23 protein-coding genes are annotated in these 21,228 nt (G+C 68.7%); 6 read left to right on the forward strand and 17 right to left on the reverse strand.

All coding sequences use genetic code 11. The features are described from left to right. The first annotated feature begins 23 nt into the window (after positions 1 to 23). Positions 24 to 227: an FmdB family zinc ribbon protein gene (locus EIZ44_RS37745; protein WP_134733886.1), complete on the forward strand. Its 204-nt coding sequence runs from the start codon at positions 24 to 26 to the stop codon at positions 225 to 227. 607 nt (positions 228 to 834) lie between these two features. On the opposite strand, the gene EIZ44_RS37750 is transcribed toward EIZ44_RS37745, so the two are convergent. After that, complete coding sequence (locus EIZ44_RS37750) at positions 835 to 1,947, reverse strand: trans-sulfuration enzyme family protein (protein WP_037815313.1); 1,113 nt, start codon at positions 1,945 to 1,947, stop codon at positions 835 to 837. A gap of 59 nt (positions 1,948 to 2,006) precedes the next feature. Between EIZ44_RS37750 and EIZ44_RS37755 the strand changes: the two genes are divergently transcribed. Continuing rightward, complete coding sequence (locus EIZ44_RS37755) at positions 2,007 to 2,522, forward strand: Lrp/AsnC family transcriptional regulator (RefSeq protein ID WP_134733887.1); 516 nt, start codon at positions 2,007 to 2,009, stop codon at positions 2,520 to 2,522. A 27-nt stretch (positions 2,523 to 2,549) separates the two neighbouring features. On the opposite strand, the gene EIZ44_RS37760 is transcribed toward EIZ44_RS37755, so the two are convergent. The 7 genes from EIZ44_RS37760 to EIZ44_RS37790 form a co-directional block, all read right to left on the reverse strand. Next, positions 2,550 to 4,316 carry a 3-hydroxyacyl-CoA dehydrogenase family protein gene (locus tag EIZ44_RS37760; protein WP_134733888.1) on the reverse strand — a complete coding sequence of 589 codons (1,767 nt, stop codon included), beginning with the start codon at positions 4,314 to 4,316 and terminating at the stop codon, positions 2,550 to 2,552. Between the two features lie 114 nt (positions 4,317 to 4,430). Further along, a complete protein-coding gene (gene dhaM / locus EIZ44_RS37765) occupies positions 4,431 to 5,117 on the reverse strand; it encodes a dihydroxyacetone kinase phosphoryl donor subunit DhaM (RefSeq protein WP_037815318.1) in 687 nt (228 codons plus the stop codon). After that, positions 5,114 to 5,737 carry a dihydroxyacetone kinase subunit DhaL gene (gene dhaL, locus EIZ44_RS37770; RefSeq protein ID WP_037815424.1) on the reverse strand — a complete coding sequence of 208 codons (624 nt, stop codon included), beginning with the start codon at positions 5,735 to 5,737 and terminating at the stop codon, positions 5,114 to 5,116. Before dhaL ends, dhaM begins: the two co-directional genes overlap by 4 nt. Continuing rightward, a complete protein-coding gene (gene dhaK, locus EIZ44_RS37775) occupies positions 5,737 to 6,738 on the reverse strand; it encodes a dihydroxyacetone kinase subunit DhaK (protein ID WP_134733889.1) in 1,002 nt (333 codons plus the stop codon). Before dhaK ends, dhaL begins: the two co-directional genes overlap by 1 nt. 78 nt (positions 6,739 to 6,816) lie before the next feature. Then, positions 6,817 to 7,812, reverse strand: coding sequence for a DUF3558 domain-containing protein (locus tag EIZ44_RS37780; protein WP_205673430.1), 996 nt, complete (start codon positions 7,810 to 7,812; stop codon positions 6,817 to 6,819). Between the two features lie 101 nt (positions 7,813 to 7,913). Next, positions 7,914 to 8,189 carry a hypothetical protein gene (locus tag EIZ44_RS37785; protein ID WP_037815322.1) on the reverse strand — a complete coding sequence of 92 codons (276 nt, stop codon included), beginning with the start codon at positions 8,187 to 8,189 and terminating at the stop codon, positions 7,914 to 7,916. Positions 8,190 to 8,199: 10 nt separating this feature from the next. Further along, a complete protein-coding gene (locus tag EIZ44_RS37790) occupies positions 8,200 to 9,897 on the reverse strand; it encodes a sodium:solute symporter family protein (RefSeq protein ID WP_134733891.1) in 1,698 nt (565 codons plus the stop codon). Between the two features lie 254 nt (positions 9,898 to 10,151). Between EIZ44_RS37790 and EIZ44_RS37795 the strand changes: the two genes are divergently transcribed. Further along, positions 10,152 to 10,577: a hypothetical protein gene (locus EIZ44_RS37795; protein WP_134733892.1), complete on the forward strand. Its 426-nt coding sequence runs from the start codon at positions 10,152 to 10,154 to the stop codon at positions 10,575 to 10,577. A 16-nt stretch (positions 10,578 to 10,593) separates the two neighbouring features. Here EIZ44_RS37795 and EIZ44_RS37800 read toward each other — a convergent pair whose 3' ends face one another. After that, positions 10,594 to 11,307, reverse strand: a complete 714-nt coding sequence (locus tag EIZ44_RS37800; protein ID WP_205673431.1) for a TetR/AcrR family transcriptional regulator — start codon at positions 11,305 to 11,307, stop codon at positions 10,594 to 10,596. A gap of 89 nt (positions 11,308 to 11,396) precedes the next feature. On the opposite strand from EIZ44_RS37800, the gene EIZ44_RS37805 reads away from it, so the two are divergent. After that, positions 11,397 to 11,981, forward strand: a complete 585-nt coding sequence (locus tag EIZ44_RS37805) for a flavodoxin family protein (RefSeq protein WP_134667339.1) — start codon at positions 11,397 to 11,399, stop codon at positions 11,979 to 11,981. Between the two features lie 13 nt (positions 11,982 to 11,994). Here EIZ44_RS37805 and nucS read toward each other — a convergent pair whose 3' ends face one another. After that, the gene (gene nucS, locus EIZ44_RS37810) at positions 11,995 to 12,654 is read right to left on the reverse strand and encodes an endonuclease NucS (RefSeq protein ID WP_037815327.1); all 660 of its coding nucleotides are present in this window, start codon (positions 12,652 to 12,654) and stop codon (positions 11,995 to 11,997) included. 93 nt (positions 12,655 to 12,747) lie between these two features. On the opposite strand from nucS, the gene EIZ44_RS37815 reads away from it, so the two are divergent. Then, positions 12,748 to 13,287, forward strand: coding sequence for an NUDIX domain-containing protein (locus EIZ44_RS37815; protein ID WP_134733894.1), 540 nt, complete (start codon positions 12,748 to 12,750; stop codon positions 13,285 to 13,287). A gap of 122 nt (positions 13,288 to 13,409) precedes the next feature. Here the strand turns inward: EIZ44_RS37815 and EIZ44_RS37820 are convergent, their stop codons facing one another. Beyond that, a complete protein-coding gene (locus EIZ44_RS37820; protein ID WP_134667337.1) occupies positions 13,410 to 14,183 on the reverse strand; it encodes an enoyl-CoA hydratase-related protein in 774 nt (257 codons plus the stop codon). After that, on the reverse strand, positions 14,156 to 15,154 hold the full coding sequence (locus EIZ44_RS37825; RefSeq protein ID WP_134733895.1) for a GlxA family transcriptional regulator: 999 nt from the start codon (positions 15,152 to 15,154) through the stop codon (positions 14,156 to 14,158). The genes EIZ44_RS37820 and EIZ44_RS37825 overlap by 28 nt, the downstream gene beginning before the upstream one ends. 71 nt (positions 15,155 to 15,225) lie before the next feature. On the opposite strand from EIZ44_RS37825, the gene EIZ44_RS37830 reads away from it, so the two are divergent. Next, positions 15,226 to 15,783 carry a cysteine hydrolase family protein gene (locus EIZ44_RS37830; protein WP_037815332.1) on the forward strand — a complete coding sequence of 186 codons (558 nt, stop codon included), beginning with the start codon at positions 15,226 to 15,228 and terminating at the stop codon, positions 15,781 to 15,783. Here the strand turns inward: EIZ44_RS37830 and ehuA are convergent. The 5 genes from ehuA to EIZ44_RS37855 all read right to left on the reverse strand — a co-directional run bounded on the left by ehuA (position 15,767) and on the right by EIZ44_RS37855 (position 21,204). After that, the gene (ehuA, locus tag EIZ44_RS37835) at positions 15,767 to 16,531 is read right to left on the reverse strand and encodes an ectoine/hydroxyectoine ABC transporter ATP-binding protein EhuA (RefSeq protein ID WP_037815335.1); all 765 of its coding nucleotides are present in this window, start codon (positions 16,529 to 16,531) and stop codon (positions 15,767 to 15,769) included. The genes EIZ44_RS37830 and ehuA overlap by 17 nt on opposite strands. A 4-nt stretch (positions 16,532 to 16,535) precedes the next feature. After that, positions 16,536 to 17,192, reverse strand: coding sequence for an ectoine/hydroxyectoine ABC transporter permease subunit EhuD (gene ehuD, locus EIZ44_RS37840; protein ID WP_037815337.1), 657 nt, complete (start codon positions 17,190 to 17,192; stop codon positions 16,536 to 16,538). Next, positions 17,189 to 17,893 (reverse strand): ectoine/hydroxyectoine ABC transporter permease subunit EhuC, encoded by a 705-nt coding sequence (gene ehuC, locus EIZ44_RS37845; protein ID WP_037815339.1) that lies wholly within the window; start codon positions 17,891 to 17,893, stop codon positions 17,189 to 17,191. The genes ehuD and ehuC overlap by 4 nt, the downstream gene beginning before the upstream one ends. Positions 17,894 to 17,909: 16 nt before the next feature. Continuing rightward, positions 17,910 to 18,815 carry an ectoine/hydroxyectoine ABC transporter substrate-binding protein EhuB gene (ehuB, locus tag EIZ44_RS37850; RefSeq protein WP_051172122.1) on the reverse strand — a complete coding sequence of 302 codons (906 nt, stop codon included), beginning with the start codon at positions 18,813 to 18,815 and terminating at the stop codon, positions 17,910 to 17,912. 364 nt (positions 18,816 to 19,179) lie between these two features. Further along, positions 19,180 to 21,204 (reverse strand): protein meaA, encoded by a 2,025-nt coding sequence (locus EIZ44_RS37855; protein WP_134733896.1) that lies wholly within the window; start codon positions 21,202 to 21,204, stop codon positions 19,180 to 19,182. Positions 21,205 to 21,228 lie beyond the last annotated feature (24 nt).

A 21,228-nucleotide genomic window follows, 5' to 3' on the forward strand; every position in this document is an offset into this window, starting at 1 on the left:
GGCCCGCCAGCGATAATCAACGCATGCCCACCTACGCCTACCGTTGCCGCGACTGCACCGAGACGTTCGAACTCCAGCGCCCGATGGCCGAGTCCAGCGCGCCCGCCCCGTGCCCGGAGGGGCATACGGACACGGTCAAGCTCCTCACGACGGTCGCGCTCACCGGTTCGGCCTCCGCGCCCGCACCGGCTGGCGGAGCGTGCTGCGGGGGCGGTTGCTGCAGCTGACCGGCCCGCAGCGCGGCTGGGACTCCCGGCTGGCTAGGGGCTGGCTGGCGGAGCTTCCGGCCTAGCTCGACACGGTTACCGCAGCCGATCAGCGCACCTCGCGACCGGGCCGACCGGTTGCCGAGGGGCTGGTTGCCGAAACTGGCTGGCAAAGCTTCCCGCCTAGCTCGGCACGGTTACCGCAGCCGATCAGCGCACCTCCCGACCGCGCCGACCGGTTGCCGAGGGGCTGGTTGCCGAAACTGGCTGGCAAAGCNCCGACCGCGCCGACCGGTTGCCGAGGGGCTGGTTGCCGAAACTGGCTGGCAAAGCTTCCCGCCTAGCTCGGCACGGTTACCGCAGCCGATCAGCGCACCTCCCGACCGCGCCGACCGGTTGCCGAGGGGCTGGTTGCCGAAACTGGCTGGCAAAGCTTCCCGCCTAGCTCGGCACGGTTACCGCAGCCGATCAGCGCACCTCGCAACCGGGCCGACTGGTTGGCGAGGGGCTCGGTGCCGAAGCTGCCTGGCAAAGCTTCCAGCCCAGCCCGGTGCTCACCGGTCCGGCGAACTCTTGAACCCCGGCATCCACCGCCAACCCAGGCGGTGGATGCCGCGAGCACGTCCGATCAGCAGGACTTCAGCGCCTGATCCAGGTCAAGCCACAGGTCCTCGACATCCTCCAGCCCCGCCGAAAGCCGCAGCAGGCCGTGGGTGATGCCCGAGCCCGTACGGTCGTCCTCGGCGACGATGCGGTGCGTCAGCGAGGCCGGGTGCTGGATCAGCGTGTCGACGCTGCCCAGGCTCACCGCAGGCGTGATCAGCCGGACCGCGCCGATGACCGCGTGGGGGTCGCCGGTTACCTCGAAGGCCACCAGCGGCCCGCCCAGTTTGGGGTAGTGCACGGCGCTTACCGACGGGTGCGAAGCCAGGCGCGAAGCCAACACGGCGGCGGTTTCCGAAGCAGCTTTGACCCGCAGCGGGAGTGTCGAGAGGCCGCGCAGCAGCAGGTATCCGGCGAGGGGGTGCAGCACGCCGCCGGTCGCGAAGCGCAGGGAGCGCAGGCGCGCGGCTTCCTCGGCGTCGCAGGCCACGATGCCGCCCATGACGTCGCCGTGGCCGCCCAGGAACTTGGTCGCGCTGTGCAGCACCATCCGGGCGCCCAGCCGGCCGGGGCGCTGCAGGACTGGCGTCGCGAAGGTGTTGTCGACCAGGACCGGGACGTCGCCGCAGGCCTCGGTCAGGGTGGCGATGTCCAGTTCGCTCAAGGTCGGGTTCGCGGGCGTCTCCACGAAGACCAGGCCGGTGTCGGGGCGCAGAGCCTCCGCGACATCCTCGGGCGCGGTCCAGGTGACCTCGGTGCCCAGGAGGCCGGTGGTCAGCAGGTGGTCCGTGCAGCCGTACAGCGGCCGGACGCCGACGATGTGCCGTTTTCCTTGCGATACCGCGGAAAGCAGGCACGCGGAGACCGCCGCCATGCCGCTCGCGAAGGCCACGGCGTGGTCGAAGCCTTCGAGTTCCGCCAGCGCCTGCTCGAACCGTTCGACGGTCGGGTTGCCGATCCGGCCGTAGATGCCGGTGACGTTTCCGCCCGCGGCGAACTCGTCGATCCGGCGGGCCTCCTCGGCACTGTCGCGCGCGGGGTAGGTCGTGGAGAAGTCGAGCGGGGCGGCGTGCAGGCCGAGGTCGGCGAGATCGTCGCGACCGGCGTGGACGGCTCGGGTGCGCAAGGCGGAAGTCATGGCAATCACGTTCGGACACAACACGGCGGCAACGCAACAATCTCGGATAAGATTCAGCGATGAGCGAGACCGTCGAACTGAGCCCGGTTGATCTTGAGATTCTGCGGGTGTTGCAGAACGATGCCCGGACGTCGAACAAGGAGCTCGCGGCCGCGGTCGGGCTCGCGCCGTCGACCTGTCTGGACCGGGTGGCGCGGCTGCGCGAGACCGGCGTGATCACCGGACAGCACGCCAAGGTCGACGCGGCGAAGGTCGGCCGTCCGCTGGAGGCGTTCCTGTTCGTGCAGGTCCGGCCGCATCGACGGCCGCTGGTCGAGCAGTTCGTGGAACATCTCCTGACGCTGCCGGAGATTCGCGCGGTTTACCACCTGACCGGGCCGGACGACTTCCTCGCGCACGTCGCCACCACCTCGGCCGCGGAGTTGCAGCGGCTGGTGCTGGACGAGCTCACCTCCCGCGACGAGGTCGCCCGCGTGCACACCAACCTTGTGTTCCAGCAGTGGCAAGGCGGCCCGCTGCTGCCGCCGGACGGCGAACCCGCCCAGGGCGCGCGCATCCGGCGGCGCGACCGGTGATCGGACCGTTCTCTACCCATAGAAGCGTCAGTAGTCCTTGAAACCCTTGCCGGTCTTGCGGCCCAATCGTCCCGCCGTCACGAGGTGTTCCAACAACGGTGCCGGCGCGAAGCCTTCTTCGCGGAACTCGTTGAACAGCGTCCGCTCGATCGCCAGCGACACGTCCAACCCGACGACGTCCAGCAATTCGAACGGTCCCATCGGCAAACTGCAGCCGACCTTCATCGCGGTGTCGATGTCATCCGCCGACGCGTAATGCGCTTCCAGCATTTTCACCGCGTCGTTGAGATACGGGAACAGCAACGCGTTCACGATGAATCCGGCCCGGTCGCCGCAATGCACCGGGTGTTTGCCGACCGCCGCGCACACTGCCGTCGCGGTCGCAGTGACGTCGGGAGCGGTGGCGATCGTCGACACCACTTCCACCAGTTTCATCACCGGTGCGGGATTGAAGAAGTGCAGGCCGATCACATCACCGGGGCGCGAAGTCGCCGCCGCGCATTCGATGACCGGCAGTGAGGACGTCGTGGTGGCGAGCACCGCACCCGGCTTGACGACCTCGTCCAGCGCCGAAAACACCGCCTGCTTAACGGAAAGCTCCTCGGCCACCGCTTCGACGACCAGGTCGACGTCGGCCAGTTCCTCGAATTCCGTCACCGGACGGATCCGGCCAAGCGCGGCCGCAGCGTCCTCTTCGGACAGTTTTCCCTTCACCACGGCCTTGTCGAGCGACTTCTTCACCTTCGCCACCGACGCTTCGGCCTTCTCCAGGCTCCGCGCCCGCAGCACGACGTCAAACCCGCGCTTGGCAAACACTTCCGCGATGCCGGTCGCCATTGTCCCGGTGCCGATCACGCCGACAGACCGCACTTCGCGAGCCACCGAAGAGTCCACTTCGGACGAAGTGACCGAATCCACCACCACCGGCGAATCGGGTGCGTCGTAGGTGTAGAAACCGCGTCCGCTCTTGCGACCCAGCTGTCCCGCGGTGATCATCTGCTTCAGCAAGGGCGCGGGCGCGTGCAGCCGGTTCCGCGATTGGTGGTACATCGTGTCGAGGATTTCGTACGCGGTGTCCAGCCCGATCAGGTCGAGCAGCGCGAGCGGGCCCATCGGGTAGCCGCAGCCGAAACGCATTGCCGCGTCAAGATCTTCGCGGGTGGCGTAGCGCTGCTCGTACATCCGCACCGCGTGGTTGAGATAGCCGAACAGCAGCGCGTTCGCGATGAACCCGGCCCGGTCGCCCATCACCACCGGCGATTTGCCCAGCCGCTGCGCGAATTCCACGACGTCGGACACCACGTCCGGCTCGGTGACCACCGTGCGCACGACCTCGACCAGCTTCAGCACCGGAGCCGGGTTGAAAAAGTGCATCCCGACGACCTTGCCCGGCCGCGCGGTGTGCACGCCGATCTCGGTGATCGACAGCGAGGACGTATTGGACGCGAACACCACGTCCGGCCGCGTCACCTGGTCCAACTGGGTGAACACCTCGGCCTTCGCCGCGAGGTTCTCCGGGATCGCCTCGATCACCAAGTCCACTTCGGACAGTTCGGTCAGCGAGGTCGTGGTGCGGATCCGGCCGAGCAGCGCCTCGCGGCCCGCCTCGTCGAGCTTGCCGCCCGCGAGCGCCCGTTCGGTCGAATGCCGCAGGTGACCGAGGCCGCGTTCGACCCCGGCCTCGTCGAGTTCCACCGCGACCACGTCGAGCCCGCTGCGGGCGAGCACCTCGGCGATGCCCGCGCCCATCGTGCCAAGACCGACCACACCGACCGTCGAGATTTCCCGTGCCACAGGGCCTCCAGAGGTTACCCGCTGGTAATTGCCGCTCACTGTGCCACGCGAGACCCTCGAAAGCACATCGGAATCGAGTCAGTCCGGGCGAAGTCACCCGGTCGGAAACCGGCGTTACTCCCCGAAGTTCGACTCCACCAGCTCGGCCACCTTCGCGACCGCCTCCGCCGCCTGGAGCCCGCGCGCCCGCACCACGATCCGGTCGCCCTGGCGCGCGCCGAGCGACATCAGCGCCAGCACGCTGTGCGCGTCCGCCTCCTGCTCGCCCAGCCGGATCGACACCTCGGCCTCGAATTCCGCCAGGCTGCGCACCACGACCGCGGCCGGGCGCGCGTGCAGGCCGACGTCGTTGGTCAGCGTGAATTCCTTCTCCACCACGCCTTCCTCGCCGGCCGCCGACAGCTCCACCGCGGCCAGGTCGGGTGCGACACCCGCGCTCGCCGCGGCCTCGCCCACCGCCTTGGCGTTCGCGCCGCCCTGCGCCGCGACGGCCGCCGCCACCGCGCCTTCCACCAGCGGCGCGTCGACCACGACCGCGGCGGACGGGTCAGCGAGCGATTCGACCGCCAGCTCAGCGGTCATCTGCGCGCTGCCGAGGTCGTACAGCAGCACCACGCCGTCGCCGGAATCCGCCCGCTGAGTGGCCGCGACGACCTCGTCGTAGTCGGTGCCGATGCCGCCGCCGTCGGGCAGCCCGCCCGCCGGGACGATCCGGACGTCCGGGGCCATCTGGGCCGCCAGGTCGGCCAGGCCCTCGGCCAGTTTCGCGCTGTGCGACACAAGAACTATTCCGACGGTCACCGGGCCGCCTCCGCGAACGCACGCAGCAGCAGCGCCGTCGAACGAGCGCCCGGATCCATGTGCCCGACCGCCCGTTCCCCGAGGTACGAGGCACGTCCCTTGCGCGGGATCAAGTCCACAGTGGACTCCGCACCGCGATCCGCTCCGTCCGCCGCCGCGGTGAGGACGTCCGCGATCGTTCCGTCCGCGGCGCCTTCAGCCGCGGAGAGCGCCGGGATCAGCGCGTCGACCATCGTCGCGTCGCCGCCCACTGCCTTGCCGCGCGCCTGCACGCCTTCCAATGCTGCCCGCAACGCGTCCAGCAGCAACGGCACATCGATCTCCGCCGCGTCGCCGAGCTTCGCCGACGCGCGCAGGAAAGCCGTGCCGTAAAGCGGTCCGGCCGCGCCGCCGACCTTGGAAATCAACGTGGTGGCAGCGAGTTTCACGACTCCGGCCGGGGTTTCCGGCACCGCAGTCTCCAGCGCGGAGACGATGGCGGTGAACCCCCGGCTGAGGTTCTCGCCGTGGTCGGCGTCGCCGATCGCGCGGTCCAGGTCCACCAGTTCGGTGCGGTGTTCGGCGATCACTTCGGCGGCGGCGCGCAACGCGGCCGCGACCCCTTCGGCAGTGCAGGCCATCAGATCCCCCACCGCAGCGCGGGCGTGCGCACCGGCGCGTCCCACAACTGCGTAAGCTCGTCGTCCAGTTTCAGCAGGGTCAGGCTGATGCCCTGCATTTCCAGGCTGGTGATGTACGGGCCGACCAGCCTGCGTTCGACCAGGATCCCGCGCTCGGCCAGCAGCCGCTCGGCGATGCCGTGCGCGAGGTACAGCTCCAGCTGCGGCGTGCCGCCCATCGAGTTCGTGAACAGCAGCACCTTGTCGCCGGATTCGAACGGCAGGTCGGACACCACCGCCTCGACCATCCGGGCGACCAGCGCGTCCGCCGGTTCGGCCGGGATCCGTTCGCGGCCGGGTTCGCCGTGGATGCCGATGCCGAACTCGATCTCGTCCGGCCCGAGGTCGAAACTCGGCTCGCCGGCATGCGGAACGGTCGGCGCGGACAGCGCTACCCCGATCGACCGGACCTGCCCGATCGCCTTGCGCGCCAACGCTTCCACCGCGTCCAGCGCATCGCCGCGCTCGGCCGCCGCACCGGCGATCTTCTCCAGCAGCACGGTCCCGCCGACGCCGCGCCGCCCGGCGGTGAACGTGGAGTCCTTGACCGCCACGTCGTCGTCGATGACCACGCTGCGCACGTCCAGGTCCTCGGCCGCGGCCAGTTCGGCGGCGGTTTCGAAGTTCAGCACGTCGCCGGTGTAGTTCTTCACGATCAGCAATGCCCCGGCCGGTCCGGTGGTCGCCGCGATCGCGCCCTGCACCGCGTCCGGGGTCGGCGAGGTGAACACCGGCCCGGGCACCGCGGCGTCGAGCATCCCGGGGCCGACGAACCCGCCGTGCAGCGGTTCGTGCCCCGACCCGCCGCCGGACACCACCGCGACCTTGCCCGCCACCGGCGCGTCCGCGCGCACGACCAGCGCCGGATCGTCGCGCACGCGCAGCAGGTCCGCGTGCGCGACCGCGAGCCCTCTCAGCGATTCGGCGACGACGGCCGCCGGATCGTTGATGATCTTTTTCATGGCGGACCTCCGGCACCTCGGCGTCGTGGACGACCCCAACCTATGAGGTCGCCGGGCGCGCCGCAAAGCGCCCCCTGGTCACGCCGCGGGCAGTTTCCCGGCCAGCTGCTTGGCGAGCCCGACGGTCTTGCCGCACGGGTCGTCCTTGTCCGGCTGCGCGTCGGAGTTCGTGTACTCCAGCTGGACCACCTCGACGCGCTCTTCCTTCCACTGCCGGTGCTGCCATTTGACCTGGCAGCTCGACCCGGAGGTGCCTTGCTTCGAGTACGCCTGACTGGGCGTGCCGACGTCGGCCTTCAGCCAGCCGTCGCCCTCGCTCGGCGCGACGCCGGGGAACATCGTCACCCGGACGCTCGGGATGAGGCCCCATTCGCACGAGTGCAGTCCGGACGGCCGCGGCTTCCCGCCCTTCACGACCCCGTCCACCGCGGCCGGGTCGAGCACCGTGCACGGGTCGACGGCGAGCAGCGTGCCAGGACCGGGCGTGTACTTCTGCGGGTTGTTGTGCAGCTTCTCGACCGCCGTCGCGACGAGCTTGCGGCCCGCGGCGCAGGCGTCGCCGCCGGTGTAGTCGATCCGGAAGGAGACGCCGATGGCCGGGTTCCGCGCGGTGAGCGCGCTGACCACGCAGCCGGATCCGCCGCCGAGATCGGGCACCTCGACCTGCGGCAGCCCGCCGACCGCGCCGGTGGTCTTGTCGGAGGCGAACGTCACGAGCCCGCCGACGTCGACGCTCGCCCGGATTTCCTTGCCGCCCGGGTCGGTCGCCTTCGCGACACAGGAGTCGAACTGCGTGCTCGACGCGGTCGCCTCGCCCTTCATGGTGCCGAGCGGGCTCATCGCGGTCTTGTCCACGAACTGGCACGGCAGCAGGTCGCGCAGCACGGCGGGAGCGACCGCGGGATCGGTGATCGGGCCGGACGTCGCGGCGCTGTCCCCGCCGGCAGGGACAGTCGTGCGCGCGAAGTTCTCCTTGCCCAGGTTCGGACCGCCGCACGCGGACATCGCGATCACGCCCGTCGCGACCAGGGCGGACAACTTGAGGAACCGGCCGAACCGGCGATCGTGCACCACGTCCGGCAACCTAGCGGGCCAGGTCGCCGGACGTGGGCGCATTGAATATTTCGGCGTGGCGAAGCCACTCCGTTGAGGGTGGCGGCGGGGCGGGGCCCGGGTTATTCGGCGGGTGAGGTTTCCGTCGTTTCCGTGCTCGGCGGCACGACGAGCGGCCGCAGCACCGCCCACAGCACGAACATCGCGGTCACCACCAGCAGGCCGATGCCCGACCAGAGGTTGATGTTCACGTCGGCGGCCTTCTTGAGGTCGTCGTCGCTGGTGAACCCGGCACCCATGATCGTGAGGATCACGCCGTAGACGCCGAGCAGCAGCGCGATGATCAGCCGGATGTCGAAGGCGCCCGCCTTGTGCGGCCGCGAGGTTTTCTCGGTCATGCGGGCCTCCTCAGAAGATGATGTTGAGAGCGATCGTGAGCACGAGGACGATGCCGGCCAGCAGGCCCGGCTTGCGGTACCAGCCCGCGTTCTCGCCCGTGTTGTCGTGCTTGAGCGCGTCGCGCGGGGTCAGCGAGTAGACCAGGCCGACCAGCTGCGCGTCCGGCTTCGGCTGAGTGGCCAGCGAAACCCCGACGCTCACCACGATGTCGACCACGAACGCAGTGCCCGCGGCCACGAAGCTGGTGCCCTGCCCGGCGAGCGACAGCACGTCCAGCTGCGACAGCGCCCAGATCGTGATCGCCGACGCGGTGCCGGCCACCAGGCCGATCCACCCGGCCGCCGCGGTCATCCGCTTCCAGAACATGCCGAGGATGAACGTGGCGAACAGCGGCGCGTTGAAGAACGAGAACAGGTCCTGCAGGTAGGTCAGGATGTTCGCCGACCGCGACGCGACGAACGCGGTGCCGATGGCCAGCACGGTCGCGACGACCGTGGTCTTGCGGCCGAGGCTCAGGTAGTAGCCGTCCGGCTTGTCCTTCTTCACGTACGTCTGCCAGATGTCGTACGTGAAGACGGTGTTGAACGAGCTGAGGTTCGCCGCCATGCCCGCCATGAACGACGCGAGCAGACCGGCGATCGCGATGCCGAGGATGCCGTTGGGCAGCAGGTCGCGCATCAGCAGCAGGAGCGCGTTGTTCGCGGTGACCCCGCTCGGCGCGGTCTTGTCCTGCAGCAGAAGTCCCTTGTCCTGCATGTACTCCGGCACCACGACGCCGGCGATCATGCCGGGGATGATCACGATGAAGGGCACCAGCATCTTCGGGAACGCGCCGATGATCGGCGTCCGCCGCGCGGCCGACATGCTCTTCGACGCCATCGCGCGCTGGACCTCGACGAAGTTCGTCGTCCAGTACCCGAAGGACAGCACGAAGCCGAGACCGAACACGATGCCGAGAACGGACAGGAAGTTGTTGCCGAAGCCGGTCAGGTTGTCGCCCGGCCAGGAGTGCAGCTGCGCGGTGCCGCCGGGGCCGTCGGTGATCTTCTGCACCAGGCCCTGCCAGCCGCCGACCTTGACCAGGCCGACGATGGTGAGCGGCAGCAGCGCCACGACGATCACGAAGAACTGCAGCACCTCGTTGTAGATCGCGGCGGACAGCCCGCCCAGCGCGGTGTACGTGAGCACGATGGCGGCCGCGACGACGATCGACACCCACAGCGGCCAGCCCAGCAGCAGCTTCACGACGCTGGCCAGCAGGAACAGGTTCGCGCCCGCGATGAGGATCTGCGCCGCGGCGAAGCTGATGCCGTTGACGAGGTGTGCCGTCGGACCGAACCGCCGCCGCATGAACTCGGGGACGCTGCGGACCTTGGAGCCGTAGTAGAACGGCATCATCACCAGGCCGAGGAACAGCATCGCCGGGATGGCGCCGATCCAGAAGTAATGGACGGTCGGCAGGCCGTAGAGGACGCCGTTCGCGGACATGCCCATGACCTCGACCGCGCCGAGGTTCGCGGAAATGAACGCCAGACCGGTGACCCACGCCGGCAGCGACCGGCCCGACAGCAGGAAGTCGAGACTGCTCGACACCTGCCTTCGCGCGAGATAGCCGATGCCGAGCACCAGGACGAAATAGAACGCCAACTCGATGTAGTCGATCGGACTCGCGTCGAGCCGCAAGTTCGCGTCGGCGAGGAACGGCACCCTGCCACCTCCGAATCAAACATTCTCACACAGAAAACACCATCGTTCCTGTCAGACCGGCACAGTACTGCATGGATTCCGAAGAGGCACCCCGACACCGCGGTTTTTCACCAACCTGCCGCTGACCTGTGCATTCCGCGTGCCCGGAAGCACCCGTGTTGAGTCCTGTCGCTTCGCTCGCCAACCCCTCACCAACGGGACAGATTCACTCGTTCCGGGGTGCTGCTCGGCGTCGGGCCCATAAGATCCCGGCGATGACCGGCCCCGCGCTGCCCCTCCCCGGACGGCTTCGCGCCGCTTTCGGGCTCGTGGTCCTGCAAGCGCTGCTGAACGGCGCGTTCGGCGTCTTCGCCCATCGGCAAATCGACAAGCAGCGCGCTGGCGGCGAGGAACCGTTTTCGATTCTGTACTCGCTGGAGTACCTGTCGTACGCCTTCGCCGCCGGACTGCTGGCGGCCGGGATCGTGGTTCTGCTCGGCTACGGCTGGGGCCGATGGGCGCTGCTCGCAGTCGAGGTGTTGTCCGCGCTCGGCGGGCTGCTCAACCTGGCGGGCGGTGGCGTGGCCGCGGCGGCGGGCCTGGTGCTGGCTGGAGTGGTGGTGACGACGTTGTTCCACGCGGAAGTGAAGGCGTGGTTCGCTGCGAAGGCTGCTCAGCGTCGAGCCGGGTCGGCGATCTGACGCACTCCGTCGGGCGTCATCGGCTGGCTTCGTTGAGGCGGGCGAGCCATTCGCGCAGCAGACCGGCTTCGAAGACGCTGAAGCCCGCTTCGGTGACCGGGTCGGCATCCTTGGTGGGAGTGACGATTCCGAGCAGAGCCTGCGCGCGGTCGGCGATCGGGGAACTTCCGGGGGCCGGTTGGTCGATCAGCGCGTCGAGCACCAGGTCGCCCAACGGCCGGATCACCTCGATATCCCGCGCCTCTTCCGGCTGGGCCAGCAGGTGCAGAACCGCGCCGGTCGTGGACGCCTCGATCGCCACCGCGGCCGCCTCGACCGGCACTCGGAGCCGGCCCTGCGCGTTGGCGCGTTCGAGCATGCCGCACAGGATGGCCCGGTTTTCCGCCGCCGCCGCGGGCTGTTTGCCCGGCCGGACGGTTCCGTACATCAGCGTGTAGATCGCGGGATTGGCCAGCCCGAACGCGACGTGCATCTCCCAGCCGTGGCGGAGGTCCTCGACCGGATCCTCGCTGGGCTCGAGCGCGTGCTTCTCCGCGAGGTAGCTCTCGAAACCGAAGGTGACCACGGCGTCGAGCAGCCCGTCCTTGTCCGCGAAAAGCCGGTACAGCGTCGGAGTTTGCACTCCGGCCGCCGCCGCGACCGCCCGGGTGGACAGCCCCGACGGGCCGGCCGTCGCCAGCAGTTTCACCGCTTCGCTCAGGATGCGCTCGCGCTGGTCGTCCGATGCCATGTGCCGACGATAACAGATTCCTGTTGACGTTGACACTGACGCTGTCATCGGAATAGCGTTATCAACGTCAACAGCGAAAGGAACCTCTGATGTCCTCTGTTCACGTCGCCATCGCTTACTTCTCCGGCTACGGGCACACCCTCGAGATCGCGAAGGCCGTCGCGGCGGGCGCCGAGTCAGTGCCCGGCACCCGCGCCGACCTGGTCGACGTAGCCGAAATGACCGACGCGAAATGGGAAACCCTCGACGCCAGCGACGCGATCATCTTCGGCACGCCGACCTACATGGGTTCGGCGTCCGGCGCGTTCCACGTGTTCGCCGAAGCGACCTCGAAGCGCTGGATGTCCCAGCGCTGGCTGGACAAACTCGCGTCCGGGTTCACCAACTCCGGCTCGATGAGCGGCGACAAACTGCACACGCTGCAGTACCTGGCGCTGCTCGCCGCGCAGCACGGCATGCACTGGGTCAGCCTCGGCCTCATGCCCGGCTGGAACACCACCACCAGCAGCGAACACGACGACAACCGGCTCGGGTTCTACCTCGGCGCGGGCGCGCAGACCTGGAACGACCAGGGCCCGGAAGCCGTCCACGCCGCCGACCTCGCCACCGCACGCCACCTCGGCGCCCGGGTCGCGACGCAGGCCCGGCGCTACCGGCAGCCGCTCGCCGCCTGACCCCGGGCGGTGCTCAGAACAGCCGGAACTCGTCCGAATCCGTGCCGCGCAACGCGTCGTAGTCCAAGACGACGCAGCGGATCCCGCGGTCCTCGGCGAGGACGCGCGCCTGCGGCTTGATCACCTGCGCCGCGAACACGCCCTGCACCGGGGCGAGCAGCGGGTCGCGGTTGAGGAGTTCGAGGTACCGGGTCAACTGCTCGACCCCGTCGATCTCGCCGCGGCGTTTGATCTCCACCGCGACTGAACCGCCGTTGGCGTCGCGGGCCATGATGTCGACCGGGCCGATCGCGGTCGGGTACTCGCGGCGGACCAGCGTGTAGCCGTCGCCGAGGGTTTTGATGTGCTCGGCGAGCAGTTCCTGCAAATGCGCTTCGACGCCGTCCTTCTGCAGGCCCGGGTCGACGCCGAGGTCGTGCTTCAGGTCGTGCATGACCTCGTCGATGGTGATGACGAGTTTCTCGCCCGCCTTGTTCTGGACCGTCCAGACGTCCGGGTCCTCGATCAGCCAGCACGGCGGCGACATCCAGTTCAGCGGCTTGTAGGAGCCGCCGTCGGAGTGCACGAGCACCGAGCCGTCGGCCTTCACCATCAGGACGCGGTTGGCCATCGGGAGATGCGCGGTCAGCCTGCCGACGTAGTCGACCTGGCACCGGGCGACGACGAGCCTCATCGGACCCGCCCCGCACGGAGCGGGCTGGCTTGCTGGGAAGGGAGCACGAGACGCACCCGCCGAGGGTAGGACAGGCTCGGCGATACTGGCGAGGTGGACCCCATTCAGCGTGTCGCGACCCGCGAGGTGTATCGGAACAACTGGATGACGGTGCGCGAGGACGCCATCCGCCGCGCCGACGGCAGCGACGGCATCTACGGCGTCGTCGACAAACCGACCTACGCGCTGGTCATCCCCCTCGACGGCGACCGGCTGCACCTGGTCGAGCAATTCCGGTACCCGCTCGGAATGCGGCGCTGGGAATTCCCGCAGGGCACCGCGCCGGACCTCGCCGAGACCCCGCCCGCCGAACTGGCGCAACGGGAATTGCGGGAGGAGACCGGATTGCGGGCGTCGGCGTTCACCGAACTGGGGATGCTGGACGTCGCGCCCGGGCTGACCAGCCAGCGCGGGCACGTGTACCTCGCGACCGGCCTCACCGAGGGCGCGCCGGAGCGGGAACTGGAAGAACAGGACATGCGGACGGCGTGGTTCAGCCGGGCCGAGGTGGAGAAGATGATCTCCACCGGGGAGATCTCGGACGCGCAGACGGTGGCGGCTTATACGTTGCTGCTGCTGCACGAACGCCGCTGACTCACGGCAGCCCGCCCCTCCCGCTCACCGCACGACCGAGCGGTCCGTGAAGGGCTCCTTGAAGGAATCTGGTTCCCGCAAGGAGCCCTTCACGGACTTCTCCGGAGCAGAAGAGCCGGGCGTCAGTCCGTCCAGTCGGGTTTGCGCTTCTCCAGGAACGCCGCCATTCCCTCCCGCGCCCCCGGCAGCTGCGAAGCCGAAGCCATCACCTCGACGGCGATCGCGTACGCGTCCGCTTCCGGGCGGTCCAGCTGCGCGTACAGGGTCTGCTTCCCCATCGCCTTGCTCGCCCGGCTGCCGCGAGTCGCGCGGCCGAGCAGGTCGGCGACCGCCTCGTCGAGGGAATCGTCCGGGACCACGCGGTTGACCAGGCCCCAGTCCAGCGCCGTCGCCGCGTCGATCACGTCGCCGGTCAAGGCCAGTTCCATCAGGCGTTTCCGGCCGATCGCGCGCGCCACCGGCACCGCGGGCGTGTGGCAGAACCAGCCGCCCTTGCCGCCGGGCAGCGCGAATCCCGAGGACTCCGCCGCGACCGCCAGGTCGCACGACGCCACCAGCTGGCATCCGGCGGCCGTCGCCAGGCCGTGCACCCGGGCGATCACCACCTGCGGGACCGATTCCATCGTCCGCATCAGCGTCGTGCACAGGGTGAGCAGTTCGCGCACCCCCATGAGGTCGCGGGCGGCGACGTCGCCGAAGTCGTGCCCGGCGGAGAACACCGGCCCCGCGCCGGCCAGCACGATGCCGGTCGCGTCGGACTCGCCCGCCTCGCGGAACGCGGCGAGCAATTCGCCGAGATGGTCGGCGGACAGCGAATTGCGCCGTGCCGCGCGGTTCATCGTGATGGTGACCGTGTCCCCGTCCCGCTTCACGAGGAGGTGCTCGTACTCGCCCATGCCCCGACCGTAACCCCGACCGGCGGGATGCGGAAAGTGCGCCGATACGAATCCGGCCCGACCCCGACCTCCGCCCGCAGCCGTCGGCGCAGGTTCGCGGCGCTGCCGAGCCCCGCCCGCTCGGCCACCCGGGCGACCGGCAGATCCGTGGTCTCCAGCAGCCGCTGCGCGTGCTGCACCCGCTGGACGAGCAGCCACCGGCCGGGCGTGCTCCCCGTCGCGGCAGCGAACTCGCGATGGAAGGTCCGCGGGCTCATCCCGGCGTGCTCGACCAGATCCGGCACCCCGATCTCGTCCGCGAGCCGGGTCAGCGCCCAGTCCATTGTGGACGCGATACCCGGCCGGGAAGCGTTGGCGGGCAACGGAGCCTCCGCGTACTGGCGCTGGCCGCCTTCCCGCACCGGCGGCATCACCAGCCGTCGGGCAAGCCGCGCGGCGACCTCAGCTCCATGGTCACGGCGCACCAGATGCAGGCAAAGATCAAGACCGCCGACGACGCCCGCCGAGGTAAGCACGCCGTCCTGTTCGGTGTAGAGCACGTCGCGGCAGAGTTCGGCAGCCGGCGCGGCCGTCGCGAGGGCGTCCAGATCCCGCCAATGCGTGGTCGCGGGCCGGCCGTCGAGCAATCCGGCAGCAGCGAGGGTGAAAGCTCCGGAGCAAAGCCCAGCCACCGTCGAACCGGCACGATGGGCCCGGCGAAGCGCGGCGCGAGCGGCGGCGGGCACTTCGGCCAGCGGATCGTCCCGTCCGGGGGCAAGCACCAGATCGCAGTCGGCCAAGCCGGAAAGCCCGTGCGTCGCGACGACTTCGCCGAACGGCGACACCCGCGTCCTTCCTCGCCCCGGCGCGCAGACGCGCACCGCGAACGGGCCGATCCCGCTGTCGGTGCGGTCCTGCGCCCACACCTCCGCGATCACCGCGAGGTCGAACATCCGGCTGCCCGGCAGGAGCAGCACCCCGATCGTGCGCATGGCAGAAAAGTATCGCATCGCGCGTCTTGTGCCACTCCCCGCCGCGTGCTCCCCCGGACAGAATCGAAGCCATGACCACCGCATTGCTGCTGATCGACGTCCAGCGAGGATTCGACGACGCCGAGTTCTGGGGACCGCGCAACAACCCCGGCGCGGAAGCGAACATGAAGGCTCTGCTCCAAGCCTGGCAGGACCGGCGCGACCCGGTCGTGCTCGTGCACCACGACTCGACCACGCCCGGTTCGCCGCTGCGCCCGGGCCAGCCCGGCAACGATTTCAAACCCGAACTCGACGGCGCCCGCCCGGACCTGCTCTTCGGCAAGAAGGTCAACTCGGCGTTCCTGGGCGACGTCGACCTGGACGCCTGGTTCAAGACCCGCGGCATCACGAGCTTCGTGCTGGCCGGGATCCAGACCAACTTCTGCTGCGAAACCACCGCGCGGATGGGCGGAAACCTGGGCTACGACATCACTTTCGCCCTCGACGCGACCTTCACCTTCGACCTGGAAGGCCCGGACGGCACCGTCCTCACCGCCGACGAGCTGTACCGCGCGACCGCGACGAACCTGCACGGCGACCGTTTCGCGACGGTCAAGTCCACCAAGGAAATTCTCACTCTCGATCGATGACGGCGCGCAGGAATTCCTTCGTGCGTTCGTGTTCCGGCGCGGTGAACAACCGATCCGGCGGCGCATCCTCCAACACCTGACCACGGTCGAACATCATCACCCGATCCGAAACGTCCCGAGCGAACTGCATCTCGTGCGTCACGCACAGGATCGTGATGTCCGTGGTCGAGGCGATTTCCCGGAGCACCCGCAGCACCTCCGCGACCAGTTCCGGGTCCAACGCCGACGTGACCTCGTCCAGCAGCAGCACTTCCGGCCGCATCGCCAGCGCGCGAGCGATCGCGACGCGCTGCTGCTGGCCGCCGGAAAGCTGCGTCGGATGCGCGTCTGCCTTGTCCGCGAGACCGACCAATTCGAGCAGTTCGGTCGCGCGCGCCGTCGCGTCCCGCGCGGACAGGCCGAGGGCGCGGATCGGGGCCTCGGTGATGTTCTGCAGCACCCGCATGTTCGGGAAGAGGTTGAACTGCTGGAACACCATCCCGATCGACCGGCGCATCCCGCGCAGGTATTTCTCGTCCGCCGGAACGAGTTTTCCCCGCCGGGGCATGTGGCTCAGCGGCTTGCCGCCGACCTCGATCCGGCCGCCGTCGACCTTCTCCAGGGTCATCAGCAACCGCAGAATGGTCGTCTTGCCGGAACCGCTCGGCCCGATCAGCGAGACGAATTCCCCTGGCGCGACGGTGAAATCAAGGTCGCGCAGCACGGTGGTGCCGCCGAACTTCTTCACCACCTGGTCGAAGCGGATCATCGGTTCATCTGCTGAGTCCAAAACGACGCTCCAGGAATCGCACGAGCAGGGACGCCGGGTAGCTCAGCACGAGGAAGAGCACGCCCGCCAAGGTGAGAGGTTCGACGTAGCGGAAGTTCAGCGAGCCGACCTCGAACGCGGCGCCGGCGAGGTCGAGCACGCCGATCGCCAGCAGCAGCGGGGTTTCCTTGAACATCGAGATCGTGTAGTTGCCGAGCGCGGGCAGCACCCGCGGGATCGCCTGCGGCAGGATCACCCGCAGCCAGGTGCGCGCCTTCGGCAGGCTGAGCGCGACCGCGGCCTCCCACTGTCCTTTCGGGACAGCGTCGATCCCGGCGCGGTACACCTCGGACGTGTAAGTCGCGTAATGCAGCCCGAGTCCGAGCACGCCCGCGGTCAGCGGCGAGAGCGTCACCCCGAACTGCGGCAGCACGAAGAACAGGAAGAACAACTGGACCAGCAACGGAGTGCTGCGCACGAACTCCACCACCAGCCAGGTCGCCCAGCTGACCGCGCGGATTCGCGACCGCCGGAGAATCGCGAAAACCAAACCCAGCACGTAGGCGAGCAGTGCGCCGAGGACGGTCGCCTCGAACGTCACCAGGAGCCCCTCCAGCACCGAAGGAAGCACCTTCCACAGATAAGCCCAGTCCCAGCTCATGTGCCCGCCCCGCTCAGCACTGCCCGCCGCCGGGCGGGTGCGCGGCCTACCCGCGCGGCTGTCCGCCGTTCCAGCAGTTTCATGCCGCTGCTGATCAGGATCGACAGGACCAGGTAGAACACCAGCACGATCGTCCAGATCAACGCGGCCTGCCCGGTGTAGCGCGTCACCAGGACCTGGCTCGCCTGGTAGGTCATCTCGGGCACGGTGATGAAGGTGAGCAGCGCGGTGCCCTTGAGCAGTTGGATGAACAGGTTCGTGAACGGCGGCACCATGTCGACCAGCGCCTGCGGCAGGATCACCCGCCGCATCCGCTGCGCCGGCGTGAAGTTGAGCGCGACGCAGCCTTCCCGCTGCTCACGCGGGACCGCTTGCACAGCGCCGCGCACGATCTCCGCGCCGTACGCGCCGAAGTTCAGGCCGAGCACCGCGATGCCCGACCACAACGGCAGGATCTGGAAACCGGTGAGCACGGGCAGCGCGAAGTAGATCCAGAACAGCTGGACGACCTCCGAGGTCCCGCGCCACACCTCGACGTAGATCCGCGTGACAGCACGCAAAACAGCGAACCGCGACAGCATCGCCAGCCCGGCGAGGAACGACAGGACGGTGGCGACCAGGATGCCGCCGACCGTCGCCTCGACCGTCAGCAACAGTCCGTTCGCGACGGTGGAGACGAACAGTCCGAAGTGGTCGAACATCAGCCGTCCACCGCCGTCAGGAACCCGAGCAGAGCTGCTCGGTCGTGACGTCGGCGGGAGGCAGGTTGTCCTTGGTGAAGCCGAACGGCTTGACGATCTCCAGCCATTGGCCGTTCTGGTGCAGCTTCGCCAGTTCGGCGTTGAACGCGTTCACCAGATCGCTGTCGGTCTTGCGGAACACGAAACCGCCTGCCTGGATCTGTTTCTTGCCCTGCACCTGCGGCACGAATCCGCTCGTGACCTCCAGCGCGGCACCCGGATTCTGCTTGAGCAGCGCCTTCAACGAGATGTCGGTGAGCGCGCCCGCGTACGCGCGATTCGCCTGCAATGCCTGCAGCATCTGCGGTTGACCGTCGTAGGTCTGCAGCTGGCTGTCCGGGATCCCGGTCGCCTTCGCCACCTGCTGCTCGACCGTGCCGGACAGCACCGCGAGGTTCACGCCCTTCGCCTTGATGTCCTCAAAATTCAGGACTTGCTTCGGATTCCCTTTCGGCACCAGGAAAGCCGTGGGGGTCACGTAGTCGACCGCGGAGAACGCCGCCTGTTTGCACCGGTCCGGCAGGATCGCCATGCCCGCGGCGACCATGTCGTACTGGCCCGCGGCGAGCGCCGGGATGAGCTGTTTGAATTCGACCTGCGTCGCTTCGACCTTCGCGATGCCGATGTTCTTGAAGACCGCCTTGGCGACCTCAGGCGATTCGCCGGTCACGTTGCCGCCGTCGGTGTAACCGTAGGGGATCTCGCCCGCGATGCCGACCTTGATGGAGCCCGCCTTCTTCGCCCGGTCGAGCGCGCCGCCGCCTTGCCCGCCTGCCTGCGGGGCTTGGGTGCACGCGGCGGCGAACGCGGTTCCGCCCAGCACCACCGCTCCGGACGCCGCCAGCCGGAAGAAGTCCCGTCGCTTCCATTCGTCGTGAACCATGTCGCGGCCCCTTCGCCCTGATCGGGTCACGAACCCGTGACCTGCGATTTCCGGTCACGGCCGGCCAGGGACCCCACCCCGCGAAGCTGGCGGCAGTGACGCCGACAAGGATCGAACGTAGGCACCCGCCGGGGCGCGGTCAAAGATTCTTTTGCGCCCGGTCGGTTCTGTTACCGATTAGAAACGCGCTTCCCGGCACATTTTTCCGGGCGGACGGAAATTGATCATCGAGGATTCCGCCCGGACGCAGCGGCTCCCCGGTAATTCGATCATCCACAGTGGACAAAAATCGGCCGCAGGCCAAGATTGCGCCACTGTAACGGTAATCGATCACCGCGGGGTTTCACGCTGGAGAACCGAACGGCTACGCACCGCTCAATCCGTGCCGTTCGCGAATCAATTCCACGATACCGGCCATGATGTCGGTCAATTCGTAGTCCTTGGGCGTGAACACCCGCGCGATCCCGCGTTCGGCCAGCAGCGCGGCGTCGTCCGGCGGGATGATGCCCCCGACGATCACCGGGATGTCCCCGGCCCCGGCCGCGCGCAGGCCGTCGACCACCAGCGGCACAACCTCCAGATGCGACCCGGACAGCACCGACAGCCCGACGACGTGCACGCCCTCCTGCACCGCGGCCGCGACGATCTGGTCCGGAGTCAGCCGGATGCCCTGGTAGATCACCTCGAACCCGACGTCGCGGGCCCGCACCGCGACCTGTTCGGCACCGTTGGAGTGCCCGTCCAGCCCGGGTTTCCCGACGAGAATCCGCAGCCGCTCGCCGAGTTCGGTTTCGGTGCGGCGCACCAGTTCCCGGACGCGCTCCAGTTCCGGATTGCCCTGCCCGGCCACCGAAGCCGCGGAAACGCCCGTCGGCGCCCGGTATTCCCCGAACACCTCGCGCAGCGCGCCCGACCATTCCCCGGTCGTCACGCCCGCCCGCGCACAGTCCACAGTGGCCTCGAACAGATTGTCCGAAGTGGACGCTTTCGCCTTCAGCGCGGCGAGCGCCTTCGCCACCGCGGCGTTGTCCCGTTCCTCGCGCCACTTTTCCACCGCGGCGACCGCGGCCTTCTCCACCGCCGGATCGATCGTCTCGATCGCTTTGGCCCCCTCCGCCTGCAACGGCGACGGCTCAGTGGTCTCGAACTTGTTGACCCCCACCAGAATTCGCTCGCCGTTCTCCATCCCCCGCCGGTACTCCGCGAGCGACGAAACCAGCTGCGACTTCATGTAACCGCTCTCGACGGCGGCCACCGCCCCGCCAAGGTCCTGCACCCGCGCGATCTCCTCGCGCGCGCCGGAAACGATCTCGTCGACCTTCGCCTGCACCACGTGCGAACCGTCGAAAATGTCCTCGTACTCCAGCAGATCCGTCTCGAACGCGAGCACCTGCTGCATCCGCAGCGCCCACTGCTGGTCCCACGGCCGAGGCAGCCCCAGCGCCTCATTCCACGCAGGCAGCTGAATCGCCCGCGCCCGCGAACCCCGCGACAGCGAGACTGCCAGCATCTCCAGCACGATCCGCTGGACGTTGTTTTCCGGCTGCGCCTCGGTGAGCCCGAGCGAGTTCACCTGCACGCCGTACCGCAGCCGCCGCGCCTTCGGGTTCTCGACGCCGTAGCGCTCGCGCGTCAGCTCGTCCCACAGCTGCGTGAACGCGCGCATCTTGCACATCTCTTCGACGAACCGGACGCCCGCGTTGACGAAGAACGAGATCCGCGCGACGACCTTCTCCATGTCGGCCTGGTCGACCTGACCGGAGTCGCGCACCGCGTCGAGCACGGCGATCGCGGTGCACAGCGCGTACGCGACCTCCTGCGTCGGCGTCGCGCCCGCTTCCTGCAGGTGGTAGCTGCAGATGTTGATCGGGTTCCACTTCGGCACGTGGTGCACGGTCCACGCGATCATGTCGGTGATCAGCCGGAGGCTCGGCCCGGGCGGGAAAATGTAGGTGCCGCGGGAGAGGTACTCCTTGATGATGTCGTTCTGCGTGGTGCCGGTGAGCTTGGCCAGCACCTCGTCGACGTCGCGTCCCTCGGCTTCGGCCTGCTCGCGCGCCACCGAGACGTACAGCGCGAGCAGCCACATCGCGGGCGCGTTGATGGTCATCGAGGTGTTCGCCTCGGCGAGCGGGATGCCGTCGAACAGCTGCCGCATGTCGCCGATGTGCGAAACCGGCACGCCGACCTTGCCGACCTCGCCGCGCGCGAGCACGTGGTCCGGGTCGTAGCCGGTCTGCGTCGGCAGGTCGAAGGCGACCGACAGCCCGGTCTGCCCCTTGGCGAGGTTCCGGCGGTACAGCTCGTTGGACGCGGCGGCGGACGAATGACCCGCGTAGGTGCGCATCACCCAGGGCCGGTCGCGCTCGTGGTCGGTGGGGTACGGCACGGTGCACCTCTCTTCGCCGAGACG

Source organism: Amycolatopsis nivea (assembly GCF_004522235.1).
GTDB classification, from domain to species: domain Bacteria; phylum Actinomycetota; class Actinomycetes; order Mycobacteriales; family Pseudonocardiaceae; genus Amycolatopsis; species Amycolatopsis nivea.

What these genes read in the sequence shown, in the direction of transcription:
- EIZ44_RS37745 (WP_134733886.1), top strand. Translation starts at nt 24, where the DNA reads ATGCCCACCTACGCCTACCGTTGCCGCGACTGCACCGAGACGTTCGAA.
- EIZ44_RS37750 (WP_037815313.1), bottom strand. Translation starts at nt 1,947, where the DNA reads ATGACTTCCGCCTTGCGCACCCGAGCCGTCCACGCCGGTCGCGACGAT.
- EIZ44_RS37755 (WP_134733887.1), top strand. Translation starts at nt 2,007, where the DNA reads ATGAGCGAGACCGTCGAACTGAGCCCGGTTGATCTTGAGATTCTGCGG.
- dhaL (WP_037815424.1), bottom strand. Translation starts at nt 5,737, where the DNA reads ATGGCCTGCACTGCCGAAGGGGTCGCGGCCGCGTTGCGCGCCGCCGCC.
- dhaK (WP_134733889.1), bottom strand. Translation starts at nt 6,738, where the DNA reads ATGAAAAAGATCATCAACGATCCGGCGGCCGTCGTCGCCGAATCGCTG.
- EIZ44_RS37785 (WP_037815322.1), bottom strand. Translation starts at nt 8,189, where the DNA reads ATGACCGAGAAAACCTCGCGGCCGCACAAGGCGGGCGCCTTCGACATC.
- EIZ44_RS37795 (WP_134733892.1), top strand. Translation starts at nt 10,152, where the DNA reads ATGACCGGCCCCGCGCTGCCCCTCCCCGGACGGCTTCGCGCCGCTTTC.
- EIZ44_RS37800 (WP_205673431.1), bottom strand. Translation starts at nt 11,307, where the DNA reads ATGGCATCGGACGACCAGCGCGAGCGCATCCTGAGCGAAGCGGTGAAA.
- EIZ44_RS37805 (WP_134667339.1), top strand. Translation starts at nt 11,397, where the DNA reads ATGTCCTCTGTTCACGTCGCCATCGCTTACTTCTCCGGCTACGGGCAC.
- nucS (WP_037815327.1), bottom strand. Translation starts at nt 12,654, where the DNA reads ATGAGGCTCGTCGTCGCCCGGTGCCAGGTCGACTACGTCGGCAGGCTG.
- EIZ44_RS37820 (WP_134667337.1), bottom strand. Translation starts at nt 14,183, where the DNA reads ATGGGCGAGTACGAGCACCTCCTCGTGAAGCGGGACGGGGACACGGTC.
- EIZ44_RS37825 (WP_134733895.1), bottom strand. Translation starts at nt 15,154, where the DNA reads ATGCGCACGATCGGGGTGCTGCTCCTGCCGGGCAGCCGGATGTTCGAC.
- EIZ44_RS37830 (WP_037815332.1), top strand. Translation starts at nt 15,226, where the DNA reads ATGACCACCGCATTGCTGCTGATCGACGTCCAGCGAGGATTCGACGAC.
- ehuA (WP_037815335.1), bottom strand. Translation starts at nt 16,531, where the DNA reads ATGATCCGCTTCGACCAGGTGGTGAAGAAGTTCGGCGGCACCACCGTG.
- ehuD (WP_037815337.1), bottom strand. Translation starts at nt 17,192, where the DNA reads ATGAGCTGGGACTGGGCTTATCTGTGGAAGGTGCTTCCTTCGGTGCTG.
- ehuC (WP_037815339.1), bottom strand. Translation starts at nt 17,893, where the DNA reads ATGTTCGACCACTTCGGACTGTTCGTCTCCACCGTCGCGAACGGACTG.
- ehuB (WP_051172122.1), bottom strand. Translation starts at nt 18,815, where the DNA reads ATGGTTCACGACGAATGGAAGCGACGGGACTTCTTCCGGCTGGCGGCG.